Annotated in this window: 13 protein-coding genes; 7 read left to right on the forward strand and 6 right to left on the reverse strand. The window is 73.1% G+C overall.

What is annotated here, in order from left to right; translation table 11 throughout:
• Positions 1-3 precede the first annotated feature (3 nt).
• On the reverse strand, positions 4-885 hold the full coding sequence (locus AC3A5R_RS14020; protein ID WP_487621378.1) for a P-loop NTPase family protein: 882 nt from the start codon (positions 883-885) through the stop codon (positions 4-6).
• 73 nt (positions 886-958) lie between these two features.
• The gene (locus tag AC3A5R_RS14025; RefSeq protein ID WP_487621379.1) at positions 959-1,393 is read right to left on the reverse strand and encodes a MarR family winged helix-turn-helix transcriptional regulator; all 435 of its coding nucleotides are present in this window, start codon (positions 1,391-1,393) and stop codon (positions 959-961) included.
• An 87-nt stretch (positions 1,394-1,480) separates the two neighbouring features.
• Between AC3A5R_RS14025 and AC3A5R_RS14030 the strand changes: the two genes are divergently transcribed.
• Genes AC3A5R_RS14030 through AC3A5R_RS14040 form a run of 3 tightly spaced genes read left to right on the forward strand, consistent with a single transcriptional unit; the run spans position 1,481 to position 5,331 of the window.
• Complete coding sequence (locus tag AC3A5R_RS14030) at positions 1,481-3,301, forward strand: ABC transporter ATP-binding protein (protein WP_487621380.1); 1,821 nt, start codon at positions 1,481-1,483, stop codon at positions 3,299-3,301.
• 27 nt (positions 3,302-3,328) lie between these two features.
• Positions 3,329-3,832, forward strand: coding sequence for a PH domain-containing protein (locus AC3A5R_RS14035; protein ID WP_487621381.1), 504 nt, complete (start codon positions 3,329-3,331; stop codon positions 3,830-3,832).
• A complete protein-coding gene (locus AC3A5R_RS14040) occupies positions 3,829-5,331 on the forward strand; it encodes a PH domain-containing protein (protein WP_487621382.1) in 1,503 nt (500 codons plus the stop codon). Before AC3A5R_RS14035 ends, AC3A5R_RS14040 begins: the two co-directional genes overlap by 4 nt.
• An 81-nt stretch (positions 5,332-5,412) precedes the next feature.
• Here AC3A5R_RS14040 and AC3A5R_RS14045 read toward each other — a convergent pair whose 3' ends face one another.
• Positions 5,413-7,239 (reverse strand): BCCT family transporter, encoded by a 1,827-nt coding sequence (locus tag AC3A5R_RS14045; RefSeq protein ID WP_487621383.1) that lies wholly within the window; start codon positions 7,237-7,239, stop codon positions 5,413-5,415.
• Positions 7,240-7,532: 293 nt separating this feature from the next.
• The gene (locus AC3A5R_RS14050; RefSeq protein ID WP_487621384.1) at positions 7,533-8,942 is read right to left on the reverse strand and encodes a cation:dicarboxylate symporter family transporter; all 1,410 of its coding nucleotides are present in this window, start codon (positions 8,940-8,942) and stop codon (positions 7,533-7,535) included.
• 88 nt (positions 8,943-9,030) lie between these two features.
• Here AC3A5R_RS14050 and AC3A5R_RS14055 point away from each other — a divergent pair, with 88 nt between their 5' ends.
• The 3 genes from AC3A5R_RS14055 to AC3A5R_RS14065 are packed head-to-tail and all read left to right on the forward strand — an operon-like array spanning position 9,031 to position 12,187.
• Positions 9,031-10,671, forward strand: a complete 1,641-nt coding sequence (locus AC3A5R_RS14055; protein ID WP_487621385.1) for a sensor histidine kinase — start codon at positions 9,031-9,033, stop codon at positions 10,669-10,671.
• Positions 10,668-11,372: a response regulator gene (locus tag AC3A5R_RS14060; RefSeq protein ID WP_487621386.1), complete on the forward strand. Its 705-nt coding sequence runs from the start codon at positions 10,668-10,670 to the stop codon at positions 11,370-11,372. Before AC3A5R_RS14055 ends, AC3A5R_RS14060 begins: the two co-directional genes overlap by 4 nt.
• Positions 11,360-12,187: a helix-turn-helix domain-containing protein gene (locus AC3A5R_RS14065; protein WP_487621387.1), complete on the forward strand. Its 828-nt coding sequence runs from the start codon at positions 11,360-11,362 to the stop codon at positions 12,185-12,187. Before AC3A5R_RS14060 ends, AC3A5R_RS14065 begins: the two co-directional genes overlap by 13 nt.
• Here the strand turns inward: AC3A5R_RS14065 and AC3A5R_RS14070 are convergent.
• The gene (locus AC3A5R_RS14070) at positions 12,153-13,604 is read right to left on the reverse strand and encodes a carboxyl transferase domain-containing protein (RefSeq protein ID WP_487621388.1); all 1,452 of its coding nucleotides are present in this window, start codon (positions 13,602-13,604) and stop codon (positions 12,153-12,155) included. The two genes, AC3A5R_RS14065 and AC3A5R_RS14070, sit on opposite strands and share 35 nt — an antisense overlap.
• Complete coding sequence (locus AC3A5R_RS14075) at positions 13,604-14,791, reverse strand: CaiB/BaiF CoA transferase family protein (protein WP_487621389.1); 1,188 nt, start codon at positions 14,789-14,791, stop codon at positions 13,604-13,606. Before AC3A5R_RS14075 ends, AC3A5R_RS14070 begins: the two co-directional genes overlap by 1 nt.
• A 114-nt stretch (positions 14,792-14,905) precedes the next feature.
• Here AC3A5R_RS14075 and AC3A5R_RS14080 point away from each other — a divergent pair, with 114 nt between their 5' ends.
• Positions 14,906-15,607 carry a FadR/GntR family transcriptional regulator gene (locus AC3A5R_RS14080; protein WP_487621390.1) on the forward strand — a complete coding sequence of 234 codons (702 nt, stop codon included), beginning with the start codon at positions 14,906-14,908 and terminating at the stop codon, positions 15,605-15,607.
• Positions 15,608-15,896: the final 289 nt, after the last annotated feature.

Consider the following 15,896-nt stretch of genomic DNA (forward strand, 5'->3'; position numbering starts at 1 on the left):
GGCTCAGGCGGCCCGTTCGGGCTCCGGGGCGAGCGCGACGGCCCGGACGTCCTCGCGGCCGAGGTGGCTGCCGACGAAGGCGCGGATGCGGTCGGTGTGCTCGTCCCGCGAACCGGTGTCGGTGCGCACGACGAGCGTGGGCAGCGCGAGGCGCGGGAGCAGGTCGAGCTCGAGCTCGCGCCGGTGCCGCATGAACTCGACGTAGCCGTCGAAGCCCTCGAGGCCGCGCCGCAGGCCCCAGCCCTGACGCGTGTGGTACTCGACGACGGCCTCCAGCCACGAGTCCGGACGCTCGGCGGCGGCGCGGCGCAGCACCGGCTCGGGGTCGCCGACGTCGAGGTACACGAGCGCGGGCGCGTGGGTCGACACGGCGGCGACGAGGCCGCGGACGTGCGCCTCGAGGGCCGACGCCGGCTCGTCGAAGCGTGCGACGAACGCGCAGCCCGGGTTCTGCAGCAGGACGCACTCCCAGACCTGGACGGCCGTGCGCGGCGGGCGCGCGCCGTAGCGCTGCCAGCTGTCGGTGAGGACGCGGCCGTGCAGCTCGGGCGTGACGTCGCCGTCGTAGCCGTCATGGCGACGGAGTCGCTCGACGAGGTCGGCCGGCAGCTCGGGGTGCCGGCCGAGCCGGACGAGCCACGCATCCCCCGCGCGCTCGGCGGTGCGGATGAAGGCGTCGGCGGCGGACGGCATCTCGGTGAGCAGCCGGACGACGGCCTCGTTGGTCAGCACCGAGACCTGCTCGAGGTCGACCGGATGCTCGGTGCGCCCCTCCGGCCACTGCTCGACGGCGACGCCCTGGCCGGCCAGCCACGACCCGATCCCGTGCGCCGTCGTGCTCTTGCCCGAGCCGGGCAGCCCCTCGACCATGACCAGACCCGACATGTGCCTCACCTTCGACTCGACGCGTGCAGCGGCCGTGCTGCCCCGGCGCGGCGACCCACTCTAGGGCAACAGGTCACGGCCGCGGCGCCTCGAGACGGCTGAGGATGGCTGCGAGAGAGGAACGCTCACGCTCGCTGAGGATCCCGAAGAAGTCGGCGGACTCGACGCGTCGGGTCGCGTCGACCTCGGCGAGGACCGACTCGCCGCGATCGGTGAGCGACACGGTGAGGGCGCGCCGGTCTGCGGGGTCGGGGGCACGGGCGACGAGGCCGCGCTGCTCGAGGCGGTCGACGACGTCGGTGACCGAGCGGGGCGCGATGCGCAGGTGGTCGGCGACGACGCCCAGACGCGTCGGACCGTGGTGGCCGATGACACGCAGCGCCCGGGCGTCGTGGGGGGTCAGGTCGGGCCCGAGGCCCCCGGCCCACCGGCGGCGGAGCGCGCGGGCGGCGCCGACCAGGAGCTCGTCGAGCGAGGGATCGGCGTCGGGGCGCCCGGCGTCGTGCATGGGCACAGCATACGGTCGATCTTGTCGTGTTGCCTCATTGTGAGGTAACCTCATCATATTCTTCCGACCTGAACGGAGCGTGATCGCTTGGATCGCCCCCAGAACACCCGCCGTGGGCCGCAGCGCGCCACCGCCGAGGACCGTGCCCAGCTCGACGAGTCGCCCGTGTCGGTCCGCCGCGTCGCCGCCCTCTTCCGCCCCCACCGCACCACCGTCGCCGTCGTCACCGTGCTCATCGTCGTCGTCTCCGTCGTCTCGATGGCCCAGCCGTTCCTGCTGCGCACCGTGATCGACGACGCCCTCCCCCACCGTGACATCCGCCTCCTGCTGCTCGCCGTCGCCGGCATGCTCGGCGTCACCGTCGTGAGCCAGCTGCTCGGCGTCGTGCAGACCTGGCTGACGACGAGCGTCGGCCAGCGCGTCATGCACGGCCTTCGCACCGACGTCTTCCGCCACCTGCAGCGCCAGTCGCTCGCCTTCTTCACCCGCACCCGCGGCGGCGAGGTGCAGTCCCGCCTGACCCACGACGTCAGCGGCATGCAGGCCGTCATCACCAACACCGCCACCGGCGTCGCGAGCAACGTCACGACCGCCGTCGCCACTGCCCTCGCCATGGTCGCCCTGAGCCCCCGGCTCTCCCTGCTGTCACTGCTCGTCGTGCCGCCCGCCGTGTGGATGACCCGACGCGTCGCCCTCCTGCGCCGCGACGTCACCGCCCGCCAGCAGCGCCGGCTCGCCGACCTGCACAGCCAGGTCGAGGAGAGCCTCAGCATCGGCGGCGCCACCCTCGTCAAGACGCTCGGCGCCGGGGAGGCCACGGCCGCGCGCTTCACCGACACCTCAGCCGACCTCATCGACCTCGAGCTGCGCTCGCAGCTGGCCGGCCGGTGGCGGATGGCGACGATGCAGATCGTGTTCGCCGCGATCCCGGCCCTCATCTACCTCGCCGCCGGCTTCCCCGCGACGTCGGGCGGCATGACCATCGGCACGCTCATCGCCTTCACGAGCCTCCAGGGCGCGATCTTCCGCCCGCTCATGGGCCTGCTCGACGTCGGCGCCCAGTGGGTCACCTCGATGGCCGTGTTCAGCCGGATCTTCGGCTACCTCGACCTCACCGTCGACGTGCCCGAGCCGGCCCGGCCGGTGCCCCTCGACCCGGCGACGGCCCGCGGCGACGTGCGCTTCGACGCTGTCACCGTGAGCCACGACGGACGCGTCGACGCCGTCGCCGACGTGACGCTCCACGTGCCCGCCGGCACGACGCTCGCCCTCGTCGGCGAGACCGGCTCGGGCAAGTCGAGCCTCGCCACGCTGCTGCCGCGCCTGCACGACCCCGTCGCCGGACGCGTCAGCATCGACGGCGTCGACGTGCGCGACCTCGCCTCCGCTGACCTCGCGGGCATCGTCGGGGTCGTGTCGCAGGACACCCACCTCGTCCACGCCTCCATCCGCGAGAACCTCCTGCTCGCAGCGCCGGACGCCACCGACGACGACCTCTGGCGTGCCCTGGCCGCCGCCCAGGTGGCCCCGCTCGTCGCCGACCTCCCGGCCGGCCTCGACACCGTCGTCGGCGCCCGCGGCCACCGGTTCTCCGGCGGCGAGAAGCAGCGCCTCGCCCTCGCCCGAACCCTGCTGCGCAACCCCCGCGTCCTCGTCCTCGACGAGGCCACGAGCGCCCTGGACAACGAGACCGAGCGAGACGTCCAGGTGGCCATCGACCGGCTCATGACCGGACGCACCACGGTGACCATCGCGCACCGGCTCTCGACGGTCCGGCACGCCGAGCAGATCGCGGTGCTCGACCACGGCCGCGTCGTCGAGCTCGGCGACCATGCCACGCTGCTCGCCCGAGGTGGCCGGTACGCGCGTCTCGTCGAGTCCAGCGCCGAGGCACCGCTCGCCGCCTGAGGACGCGTCGTGTGGCACCGTGGGCCCATGCAGACCGAGGAGGCAACGACCCTCCGCGCCCCGGCCAACCTCGTCTCACGCCGCGCCGTGACGCTCTGGACGGTCGAGGCGCTCGTGCCCGTCACCGGACTGCTCGTGGCCCAGGTCGTCTGGTGGTTCGTCGACGACGACACCGGTCGTGGCACGCACTGGCTGGTCGGGGCGGCGTGGCTCCTCGCCTCCGTGGCCTACGTGCTCGTCATGCCGCGGTGGCGGTGGCGTGTGCACCGGTGGGAGGCCACCGGGCGGGCCATCTACACGCAGACCGGCTGGGTGCGCCAGGAGCGCCGGATCGCGCCGATGAGCCGCGTGCAGACCGTCGACCTCGAGCGCGGACCCATCGCCCAGCTGCTGGGCCTCGCGTCGGTGACCGTGACGACCGCCTCCGCCGCCGGACCGTTGCGCATCCACGCCCTCGACCTCCCCGTCGCCACCGAGCTCGTCGAGACGCTGTCCGCCGCGGCCGTCCTCGAGAAGGGCGACGCCACGTGACCGGTGCGGAGACCGAGTGGCGTCGCCTCGACGCACGGATGCTCCTCATCCACCCGGTCGAGACCGTCGTCCGGCTGCTGCCGGCCCTGTTGGCGCTCCTCGTGGCCCGCGCGAACTCGAACAGCGACCAGCCCTGGGAGGTGTACGCGCTGCCGGTCATCGTCGCCTTCGGGGTGCTGCGCTGGTTCACGACGCGCTACCGGATCACGGGCGGCCGGATCGAGCTGCAGCGCGGCCTGCTCAACAAGCAGACGACGACGGCCCAGCTCGACAAGGTCCGCACCGTCGACCTCACGGCCCGGGTGTACCACCGCGTCCTGGGCCTGGCCAAGGTCGAGATCTCGACGGGCGGCAGCCAGCGCGACCGCCTCGTTCTCGACTCCTTGCGCGTCGACGAGGGGCGGCGGCTGCGGGCCGAGCTGCTGCACCGGATCGACCCTGCCGTCACCGGGCTCCCCGCTCCCACAGGCGCGCCCGTCAGCACCGACGCGTCGGTCGCGACGGGTGTCGACGCGGGGGCGCCGGCGCCGATCGACGAGGAGCTCGTCCGGCTCGACCCGGGCTGGGTCAGGTACGCGCCCTTCACTCTGACCGGCATCGCCACCGCGGCGGCCGGCGTCGGCTTCCTCTTCCAGGCCGTCGGGCGGGTGCGCGACCAGGGCGAGGTCATCGCGTCGGGCACCGAGTGGGTCCGGGGACTCGCGATCTGGGTCGACGTGCTGCTCCTGCTCGCCGTCGTGTCGGTGCTCGCCGTCGGCGCCTACGTGCTCAACTTCTGGGGCTTCCGCCTCACCCGCAACCGGCTCGGCAGCCTGCACACCCGGCGCGGCCTGCTGACGACCCGCGAGACGAGCATCGACCACGGGCGGGTGCGCGGCGTGCAGGTCGACGAGCCCGCGGGGCTGCGCCTCGTCGGCGCGCGGCGGCTCAAGGTGGTCACCACGGGGCTGCTCCGCGAGCGCGGCGGCGCCGACTGGCTCGTGCCGCCGGCGCCCGCGGCCGAGGTCGTCCGCGTCGCCACCGACGTCGTCGAGGACGACGAGGCCGTGGCCGGGCCGTTGCAGCGGCACGGCCGGGCTGCCCTGCGGCGTAGGCTGACCCGCACCCTCGTGCCGACCGTCGTCGTCCTCGCGGCACTGGCCGTGCTGCGCTCGACCACCGACGCGCCGGCCGGCTGGTACGCGACCGCGCCGGTGCTGCTCGGCGTGGCCGCGTGGCTCGGGGTCGACCGGTACGCCGGCCTCGGGCACCGCGTCACACCGCGCCACCTCGTCGTGCGCGAGGGCTCGCTCGACCGGCACCGGGTGGCCCTCGAGCGCGACGGCGTCATCGGCTGGACGGTGCGCCGGTCGTTCTTCCAGCGCCGGGCGGGGGTGGCGACGCTCATGGCGACGACCGCTGCCGGCGCGTCGCACTACGACGTCGTCGACGTGCCGGTGGCGCGCGCCTACGAGGTCATGGACGAGATCAGTCCCGACCTGCTGGCCGAGTTCCGCTGACCGAGCCACCGCGCCAACTCCGCCACGGCGCACTTCCCGCACTCTCGAGGACCAGAGGAACGACGCAGGAGCGGCAGCGCCTCAGAGACGCATCGAGGCTCCGACGCGCTCGGTGTTCTCGTCGACGTCCTGCGCCACGTCGGCGTCGGCGCCCGTCGCCGCAGTGGCGTCCTCCGACCACTCGGTCGGCACGAGCTCGCCGACGCCCTCACCGGGCGCGGACTCCTGCACGCTGAGGGTGAAGTCGTCGCCGTGCTCGCTGACGCCGGTGACGACGGCGTGCTCGACGGCGGCCACCGCGTACCGGCGGCGCACCACCTGCGGGTCGCGCGACAGGTCCTTCACGAGCGCCGCGGCGAGGCCCACCATGATGACGAGGAAGGGCAGGGCCGCGACGATCGTGACGTTCTGCAGGCCCGCCAGCGCGTCCTCCCCACCGAGCAGCAGCATGATCGCGGCGACGGCGCCGGTGGCCGCGCCCCAGAAGATGACGGTCTTCTTCGACGGCTCGAGGGTGCCCTTCTCCGAGAGCGTGCCCATGACGATCGACGCGGCATCGGCGCCCGACACGAAGAAGATGGCGACGAGGACCATGACGACGACCGCGGTGACGGTCGGCCAGGGCAGGTTGCCGAGCATCGTGAAGAGCGAGCCCTCGGCCGAGGACTGGCCGCCGATGTCCTGGCCGTGCTGCTGCTGCCAGATGCCGGCGCCGCCGAAGATGGCGAACCAGATGAGCGAGACGACCGACGGGACGAGCAGCACGCCGGTGACGAACTGGCGGATGGTGCGACCGCGCGAGATGCGGGCGATGAACATGCCGACGAACGGCGTCCAGCTGACCCACCAGGCCCAGTAGAAGATCGTCCAGCTGGCCAGCCAGTCCTTCATGCCGGCGCCGCCCGCGGCGTCGGTGCGGGCCGACATCATCGCGAGGTCCTGGACGTAGGAGCCGATGGTCGTCGGCAACAGGTTGAGGATGAAGATCGTCGGGCCGACGACGAACACGAAGAGGGCGAGCGCCACGGCGAGCACCATGTTGATGTTCGAGAGCCACTGGATGCCCTTGGCGACACCCGAGACCGCGGACAGGATGAAGGCGATCGTCAGCACGACGATGATGCCGATGAGCAGGCCGTTGCCGACCTTGCCGATGCCGCCGACGATCTCGAGGCCGGAGCCGATCTGCAGGGCGCCGAGGCCGAGCGAGGTGGCCGAGCCGAACAGCGTCGCGAAGATCGCGAAGATGTCGATGACCTTGCCGGCCGCGCCGTTCGCGCGCTTCTCGCCGAAGAGCGGGGCGAAGGCCGAGCTGATGAGCAGCAGGCGGCCCTTGCGGAAGACGCCGTACGCGACGGCGAGGCCGACGACGGCGTAGATGGCCCACGGGTGCAGCGACCAGTGGAACATCGTCGTGGCCATCGCGTGCTGCACGGCGGCGGGGTTGCCCGCGGCGCCGGTGCCCGGCGGCGGCGTGACGAGGTGGCTCACCGGCTCGGTGACGCCGTAGAACATCAGGCCGATGCCCATGCCGGCGGAGAACATCATCGCGACCCACGAGGAGGTGCGGAACTCCGGCTCCTCGCCGTCGCCGCCGAGCGGGATGTTGCCGTAGCGGCTCGCGGCGAGCCAGATGACGAACACGACGAAGCCGGAGGCGACGAGGGAGAAGAGCCAGCCCGTGTTGTGCACGACGAAGTCGAGCCCGCTCGAGGCGCTGGTGCTCAGGCTGTCGGTGCCGAGCGCGCCCCAGACGACGAAGCCGATGGCGACGGCAGCCGCCACCCAGAAGACGGGCTTGTCGAGCCGGGACGGCGCCGCGTCGTCGTGGTTGACGGGTGGTGGCTCGAGTGCAGGATGCAGGGCGTCGCGCGACTCCTGCGTGGTCTCGTCGGTGGTTCCGGTCATCAATGCCATACGTCGTCGACGGCACCCGACGAGGGGCGCCGCCAGTCTCCTCTACGTTTCGGTTTCTCTGAGCTCTCGTTCGACCTTCAACTGTGCACAAGGTTCCCGTGATACGCAAAACGACACCCTTGACAGCACAGGATGCTCCGACGCATGCACCGCGAAAAACCATACCCGGCAAGGGTGCTCGAAGTTCCCGACGGCGGGGTGGGGCTCGTCACGGGCGGGACACGGCAGCACCGGCGCGGCCTGTGTGGCCGCGCCGGTGCGCGTCGGTGAGGTGCCGGCGGGGGTCAGCGGGACCCGACGAGCTCGCCCTCGGTCGCGCGGTCGCGGGACGGGTGGGGCACCGACGCGTCGGGCGTGGCGTCGTCGTCGGAGTCGACCATCCGGGCCTCGTCGAACGGCAAGTGGCCCGACAGGACGCGCCCCGCCTTGTCGCGGTCGATCTCGCCGACCCACGTGCCGATGATGACGGTCGCGATGGCGTTGCCCGCGAAGTTCGTCAGGGCGCGAGCCTCGCTCATCAGGCGGTCGATGCCGACGATGAAGCCGACGCCCGGCACGAGGTCGGGGCGGTGCGACTGGAGGCCGCCGGCGAGGGTCGCCAGGCCCGCACCGCTGACGCCCGCGGCGCCCTTGCTCGCGATGATCATGAAGACGAGCAGGCCGATCTGCTGGCCGATGCTGAACGGCTTGTCCATGGCCTCGGCGATGAACAGGCTCGCCATCGTCAGGTAGATGGCCGTGCCGTCGAGGTTGAACGAGTAGCCGGTCGGCACGGTGATGCCGACGACGGGGCGAGAGACACCGAGGTGCTCCATCTTCGCGATGAGCCGCGGCAGGGCCGACTCGGACGACGACGTCGACAGGATGAGGAGGAACTCGCGGCTGAGGTACTTCAGCAGGGAGAAGACGTTCATGCCCGTGACGAGCTTGAGGATCGTGCCGAGGAAGGCGAAGACGAAGATCGCGCACGTCGCGTAGAAGGCGGCCATGAGCAGGCCGAGGCTCTTGAGCGAGCCGATGCCGGTGGCGCCGACCAGGGCGGCCATCGCGCCGAAGGCACCGATCGGGGCGGCCCACATGATCATCGCCATGAGGCGGAAGACGAGACGCTCGAGGTGCTTGATGCCGGTGAGGATCGGCTCGCCCTGCTTGCCCATCTTCTGCAGCGCGAAGCCCACGAGGAGCGCGATGAGCAGGGCCTGCAGCACCGAGCCCGACGTCAGGGCCGACACGAGCGTGTCGGGGATGAGCCCGAGGACGAAGTCGACGGCGCCCTCGGCCTCGGCGGCGACCTGCGACGTGCCGGACTCGGCGACGGCGGCGGTGAGGTTGAGGCTGTCACCGGGGTGCACGATGTTGCCGACGACGAGGCCGATGCCGAGCGCGACGGTCGACATGACGATGAAGTAGCCGAGCGCGAGGCCACCGACCTTGCCGACCTGGGCGGCCTTGCGGACCGAACCGATGCCGAGCACGATCGTGCAGAAGATGATCGGCGTGATCATCATCTTGATGAGGTTGACGAACCCCGTGCCGAGGGGCTTGAGGCTCTTGCCCACCTCGGGGAAGGCCCAGCCGACGAGGATGCCGGCGACCATCGCCACGATGACGGCGACGTAGAGCAGATGGGTGCGATCGCGCTTCGGGGCCGAGCCTGGTGCGGCGTCGACGGCGCTGTCGGCGGTGTAACTCACGGGTGACCTCCGTTGGCGTGGGCCGGGAGAGAACCCGGACCGGTGGATGACATCGAGGGTGTCCGCCGCAGTGACTAGGGTCACGATTGTGTTCATTGAGTTCTCGCCGCGGCGGTGGAGCGTCGCGGCGCAGACCTTTGCGCTCCAGGTGCTCGTGGCCGTCCTCGTCGTCGCCGCGGGGCTCGCGGGCGCCTGGGTGCAGGCCCAACGCGCGGGCGACCAGGAGGCCATGGCGCGCGCCCTCGCCGTCGCCGAGACCATCGCCTCGACGCCGGAGGTCGTCTCGGCCGTCCAGGGCCCCGACCCGACCGCGCGGCTCCAACCCTTCGCCGAGCAGGTCCGCAAGGACACCGCCACCGACTTCGTCGTCGTCATGAGCACCGACGCGATCCGCTGGACCCACCCCGACCCGACCCAGATCGGCAAGAGGTTCATCGGGCACACCGAGGCGGCCCGCGCGGGCGGCGTCGTCGAGGAGGACTACACCGGCACGCTCGGGCCGTCGGCACGCGTCGTCGTACCGGTGCGCGCTGGTGCCGGGGCCGCCGGCTCGGGCGACGCGTCGAAGGTCGTCGCGCTCGTGTCGGTCGGCATCCGCAAGTCGGCGGTCGGCGAACAGGTGCGGGCCCAGCTGCCGAACATCCTGCTGGCCGGGCTGGGCGCCGCCCTCCTATCGGGCCTCGGCATGGCCCTCGTGTCGCGCCGGATCCGGCGGCAGACCCACGGCCTCGGCGAGCAGCAGCTCCGCGAGATGTACGAGTACTACGACGCCGTGCTGCACGCCGTGAGCGAGGGCCTCGTCATCACCGACCTCGACGGCACGCTGCGCCTCGCCAACGACGAGGCGGTGCGGCTGCTCGGCCTCCCGGCCGACGCCATCGGTCGACGCGTCGCCGACCTCGACCTCGCCCCCGCCCTCGTCGCGGCCCTGACCGACGACGCCGTGCACGAGGACGAGCTGCACGTGACGGACGCCCGGGTCCTCGTCCTCAACCGGGCCCCTGCACGCTGGCGCGGCCGGGCCCTCGGCCACGTCGCGACGCTGCGCGACCGCACCGACCTCGAGGCACTGACCGGCGAGCTCGACTCCGCCCGCGGCCTCACCGAGGCGCTCCGCTCGCAGGCCCACGAGTCGGCCAACCGGCTGCACACCATCGTCAGCCTCATCGAGCTCGGCCACACCGACCGCGCCCTCGCCTTCGCCACCGACGAGCTGCAGGTCTCGCAGCTGCTCACCGACAAGGTCGTCGGCGCCGTCGACGAGCCGGCCCTCACGGCGCTGCTGCTCGGCAAGGCCGCCGAGGCGCACGAGCGCGGCATCGTCTTCGACATCGAGCCGGGCGCGCGGTTCCCCCGCGACGTCGCCCCGACGCGTGACGTCGTGACGATCGTCGGCAACCTCATCGACAACGCCCTCGACGCGGTCGCGTCCACCGACGGGCCGGGAGCTGCCCGCCACGTGGCGTTCGGCTCGCACGTCACGGACGGGCACGCCGTGCTCGAGGTCAGCGACGACGGTCCGGGCCTGCCGCCGGGCGGCGTCGCCGACGCGTTCCGCCGCGGGTGGTCGACGAAGGAGCAGGGCAGCGCGGGACGCCGCGGCATCGGGCTGGCCCTCGTGGCCCAGACCGTCGAGCGCCTCGGTGGCACGCTCGAGGTCGACGGTCCGCCCGGGGCGACGTTCACGGTGCGCCTGCCGGTGACCGAGGTCGACGAGGTGGCCGGATGACCACGCCGACCACGCCGACGGCGCCGGCGCTGCGGGTGCTCGTCGTCGAGGACGAGCCGATCGCGGCAGAGGCCCACACCGCGTACGTCGAACGGGTGCCCGGCTTCGTCGTGGTCGCCACCGTCGGCACCACGCAAGCCGCCCTGAAGGCGCTGCAGGACAAGGCGGTCGACGTCGTCCTGCTCGACATGAACCTGCCCGACCGGCACGGGCTCGACGTCGTGCGGGCGATGCGCGCGGCCGGGCACCGCGCCGACGTCATCGCCGTCACCTCGGCCCGCGACCTCGACGTCGTCCGCTCGGCCGTGTCACTCGGCGTCGTCCAGTACGTGCTCAAGCCGTTCGTGTTCGCGACGCTGCGCGACCGCCTCGTGGCCTACCGCGCCTACCGCGACCAGATGACGAGGGGCGCCGCGGTGTCCACCCAGGCCGAGGTCGACGAGGTGTTCGCCGGGGTGCGTGGCGGCGCCGAGGCCCACCTGCCGAAGGGGATGGGCGAGGAGCTGCTCGCCCGGGTGTCGCGCGCCCTGCGCGACGCCGAGGGCGGTCGCTCGGCGAGCGAGGTGGCCGACGAGCTCGGCGTCGCTCGTGTCACCGCCCGTCGCTACCTCGAGCACCTCTGCGAGACAAGGCTGGCCGTGCGCCGGTCCCGCTACTCCGGTGCCGGCCGGCCCGAGGTGGAGTACCTGTGGGCGCGGTGAGGGACACCCGGGCGGACACCGAACGGGCCCATCTCATCGACCCCACCGACCGCACCTTCACGATCGAGCGCGTCGCTGTGTCAGGTGATCTCGCCGACCTCGCCCAGCGGTTCTGGATCCCCGTGTGGGACGTGCCGGTCGGGTCGAGCTCGCCCCAGAGCATCCTGCAGTACCCAGTCTGCCAGCTCGTCGTGACGCCGACGTACGCCCGCCTCTACGGCGTCGCCTCGGGCCTGTCGCGCCAGGTGCTCGAGGGACGCGGCTGGGCGGTCGGCCTCATGCTGCGCCCGGCCGCGGGCTGGCTGCTCACCGGGCGTCCCGTGCGCCGCCTCACCGACCGCGCCGTCGACCTCGACACCCTCGACGCTCTCGACGGACCGGCCCTGACGGGCGCCGTGCGGCAGGCGATGGCGGTCGACCCTGCGAGCCGCGACGCCCAGGCCTCCGCCCGCACGACCGTCGAGGAGGCCCTTCGTGCGCATCTTCCGGTCGACGACGAGGGCCTGCTCGTCAACGCGCTCGTCGAGGCCGTCGAGAGCTCCCCCGACCTGCTCCGCGTCGACGACCTCTGCGCCCGCTTCGAGGTCGCCGAGCGCACGTTGCAGCGCCTGCTGCACAAGCGGATCGGGCTCGGGCCGAAGTGGCTCATCCGTCGCCGGCGCCTCCAGGAGGCGGCCGAGCGGCTCCGCGACGACTCCGGCGGCCTGGCCGCCATCGCCGCCGACCTCGGCTACGCGGACCAGGCCCACTTCACGCGCGACTTCCGACGCGCCACGGGGCTCACGCCGGGGGAGTTCGCGGCTCGCTTCCGGTGACGCGTCGGAGGGCGGCCGCGCACTCGGCGGCGACCGCCGACGCGAACGCGACCGGGTCGTCGTCCGCCGGCTCGGGCACGACGCGCGACACGACACCGGCGGCGTGCAGGTCGGGCACCCCGACGCGCTGCTGCTCGGCCAGCTCTGCGGCGTGCGCCACGTCTCCGTGGACGATGGCACTGGCCCCCTCGGGCGGCAGCGGCGAGAGCCAGGCGTGCTCGGCCGCGATGACCTCGTTGGCTGGCAGCAGCGCGAGCGCGCCTCCGCCACAGCCTTGCCCGAGGACGACCGACACCGTGGGCACCGTCATCGTCGTCAGTGTCGCGATGCAACGGGCGATCTCGCCGGCGATCGCGCCCTCCTCCGCGTGCGCCGACAGCTCGGCGCCGGGGGTGTCGATGACGGTGACGAGCGGCAGACCGAGCTCCTCGGCCAGGCGCATCGCCCGACGCGCCTCGCGCAGCGCCCCGGGACCCATCGGCGAGGCCGCCGACTGGCGGGCGCGGTCCTGCCCGACGAGCACGCACGGCTGGCCGTCGACCCGGGTCAGCGCCACGAGCATCGTCGCGTCCCGCTCCCCCTCGTCGGTGCCGTTGAGCCGCAGCGTGCCGGTGGCCCCGTGGCGCAGCAGCTCGCGGACGCCGACGCGGTCGGCCCGGCGCGTCAGCTCGATCGACTCCCACACCGACGCGTGCCGCGCGGGCTCGCCGTCGCGACGCTCCAGCCGCGGGTCGGTGGGCGGGTCGACGAGCACGTGGAGGGCGCGGTCGACGAGCACCGGCAGGTCCTCGGCGGCGACGACGGCGTCGAGCACACCCTTGGCGGCGAGGTTCTCGGCGGTCTGCACGCCGACCGGGAAGGGCGTGCCGTTGAGCGCCTCGTAGACCTTCGGTCCGAGGAACCCGACGAGCGCGCCGGGCTCGGCGACGGTGACGTGCCCGAGCGAGCCCCACGACGCGTACACGCCGCCCGTCGTCGGGTGGCGCAGGTGCACGAGGTAGGGCAGCCGCGCGGTCCGGTGCGCCATGAGCGCCCGGCAGATCTCGATCATCTCGACGAAGGCAGGCGTGCCCTCCTGCATCCGGGTTCCACCCGATGCGGTCGAGGCGAGCACCGGCAGCCCCTCGGCCGTGGCGCGGCGCACGGCGGAGATGATGCGACCGGCCGCGGCCTTCCCGATCGAGCCGGCGAGGAACCGGAACTCGTTGACCACCACGACGACCGGCCGCCCGCGCACGAGCCCGCGCCCGGTCAGCACCGACTCGTCGGTCCCGGCCCCGGCGGCGGCCTCCTCGAGCTGGCACCGGTACGCCTCCGGCTGGCCGGAGATGTCGATCGGTTCGTCCCACGACTCGAACGACCCCCGGTCGAGGACGAGGTCGAGCAGCTCGTGGGCGGTCCACGGACGCCGGCCCATCAGCCCTCCTGCAGCCAGGCGCGGATGGCCGCGCCGTCCTCGTCCAGCGTCGGCGGCGCGGCGTGGTCGCGGCGCGTCACCTCGGTACCGGCGGCGTCGAAGAACCGCAGCGGCGGCCCCGGCAGCGTGATCCGTCCGAGCGTCGGGTGCTCGACGTCGACGAGCAGGCCCTGGCTCGCGGTCTGGTCCCAGCCGTACACCTCGTCGAGGGTGCGCACCTTGCCCGCGGGAACGCCGACCTCGGCGAGCCGGGCCAGGAGCAGCTCGGCGTCCCAGTCGGCGAAGGCGGCCTCGACGAGCCCGATGACGTGGTCGCGGTGTGCGACGCGATCGGCGTTGGTGGCCACGCCCTCGCCCGACGCGTCGAGCCCGAACGCGGCGCAGAGCCGCTGCCACAGGCCCTCGCTGCCGACGGCGATCTGCACCGAGCCGTCGCGGCAGTGGAACAGCCCGTACGGCGCGATCGACGGGTGGTGGTTGCCGGCGGAGCGGCCCACCTCGCCCGCGACGGTCCACCGGGTGCCCTGGAAGGCGTGGACGCCGACGACCGACGCGAGCAGCGACGTGCGCACGATCTGGCCGCGTCCGGTGCGGTGGCGCTCGTTGAGCGCGGCGACGATGCCGTACGCGCCGTACATGCCGGAGAGCAGGTCGGCGATGGGGACGCCGACGCGCTGCGGGTCGTCCGGGCCCGAGCCGGTCAGCGACATGAGGCCCGCCTCGCCCTGGGCGATCTGGTCGTAGCCGGCGCGCCCGCCCTCGGGCCCGTCATGGCCGAAGCCGGTGATCGACAGGACGACAAGGCGCGGGTTGCGCTCCATGAGCGACTCGATGCCGAGCCCCAGCCGCTCGAGGACGCCGGTGCGGAAGTTCTCGACGAGCACGTCGGCGCGGTCGACGAGCGCGAGGAGGACGTCCTTGTCGCCGGCGTCCTTGAGGTCGAGGGTGATCGACTCCTTGTTGCGGTTGGCCGACAGGTAGTACGTGGCCTCCCGCTGCCCGTCGGGGCCGACGAACGGCGGCCCCCAGCCACGGGTGTCGTCGCCCCGACCGGGCGCCTCCACCTTGATGACGCGGGCGCCGAGGTCGCCGAGCATCATCGTGGCGTGCGGCCCGGCGAGCGCGCGGGTCAGGTCGATGACGAGGACGGCGCTGAGAGGACCGGTCGACGAGGTCATGGACGGCATCCTGCCGTGTGCGGACGCGAGTCGCGTTGGTCGAACTCCACCGCCTCGCCCCATCTCGGTGTCAGTGGCCTGACCACTGGGCCAATGTCTGGATCCGGTCCTACAGTGGCGACCATGCCCACACCACCGGAGTTCGGCGCCCCCGGACGGGTGGTGCGCACCCGGCTCTACGAGCAGGTCGCCGAGCAGATCACGGCATGGGTGGAACGCACCGGGCTCACGGCCGGCGACCGCCTCCCACCCGAACGCGAGCTGGCCGAGCGGCTCGGGGTCAGCAGGGCCACGCTGGGCCAGGCTCTCGTGGCCCTCGAGGTCAGCGGCGTCGTCACCGTCCGCCACGGCGACGGCACGGTGCTGTCGGAGTCACCCGGGCACCGACGCCTGGCCGAGGCCGTCCGGACCAGCACGACCCGGCCGTCGGATGTCGCCGACCTGCACGACGCCCTCGCGACCAGGGCCGCCTACCTCGCCGCAGAGCGGCACACGGACACCGATCTCGCGCGCCTCGACGATGCCCTCGCCCAGATCGCCGGCGAGATCGCGGACGGGCACCGCGGCGAGGTGGGTGACGAGCAGTTCCACGACGCCGTGGCTGCCGCCGCCCGCTCGGCGCTGCTCGCCCGGCTCCTGGACGAGGTGCGCGACCTGGTTCGTCAGGCCCGCGTCGAGGCGCTGTCGCTGCCGGGACGGCCCGCTGAGGCCCTCACCGGGCTCCGCGCCGTCGCGGCCGCGATCCGCGACGGGGACCCGGCCGCCGCTGCGAGCGCCATGCACGCCCACGTCCTGCTGACCAGCGCCCCCCTCAGCATCGAGTGAGCACCCGGCCACACCCGCCACAGACGTCACGTGACCCGTGAGGTTCCCTGCTCACTCGACGCGGTGGGGCCACCCCCCACCCACCCTCGAGTGAGCACCTGGCCACACCCGCCACACACGTCACGTGACCCGTGAGGTTCCCTGCTCACTCGACGCGGTGGGACCACCCCACCCACCATCGAGTGAGCACCTGGCCACGCCCGCCACACCCGTCACGTGACCCGTGAGGTTCCCTGCTCACTCGACGCGGTGGGACCACCCCACCCACCATCGAGTGAGCACCTGGCCA

It is taken from the genome of Intrasporangium sp. Soil_C_50, from assembly GCF_057656595.1.

Bases quoted from the DNA above. Each gene is read 5' to 3' on its own strand.
- AC3A5R_RS14020 (WP_487621378.1), bottom strand. From the start codon at position 885: ATGTCGGGTCTGGTCATGGTCGAGGGGCTGCCCGGCTCGGGCAAGAGC.
- AC3A5R_RS14025 (WP_487621379.1), bottom strand. From the start codon at position 1,393: ATGCACGACGCCGGGCGCCCCGACGCCGATCCCTCGCTCGACGAGCTC.
- AC3A5R_RS14035 (WP_487621381.1), top strand. From the start codon at position 3,329: ATGCAGACCGAGGAGGCAACGACCCTCCGCGCCCCGGCCAACCTCGTC.
- AC3A5R_RS14045 (WP_487621383.1), bottom strand. From the start codon at position 7,239: ATGACCGGAACCACCGACGAGACCACGCAGGAGTCGCGCGACGCCCTG.
- AC3A5R_RS14060 (WP_487621386.1), top strand. From the start codon at position 10,668: ATGACCACGCCGACCACGCCGACGGCGCCGGCGCTGCGGGTGCTCGTC.
- AC3A5R_RS14070 (WP_487621388.1), bottom strand. From the start codon at position 13,604: ATGGGCCGGCGTCCGTGGACCGCCCACGAGCTGCTCGACCTCGTCCTC.
- AC3A5R_RS14075 (WP_487621389.1), bottom strand. From the start codon at position 14,791: ATGCCGTCCATGACCTCGTCGACCGGTCCTCTCAGCGCCGTCCTCGTC.
- AC3A5R_RS14080 (WP_487621390.1), top strand. From the start codon at position 14,906: ATGCCCACACCACCGGAGTTCGGCGCCCCCGGACGGGTGGTGCGCACC.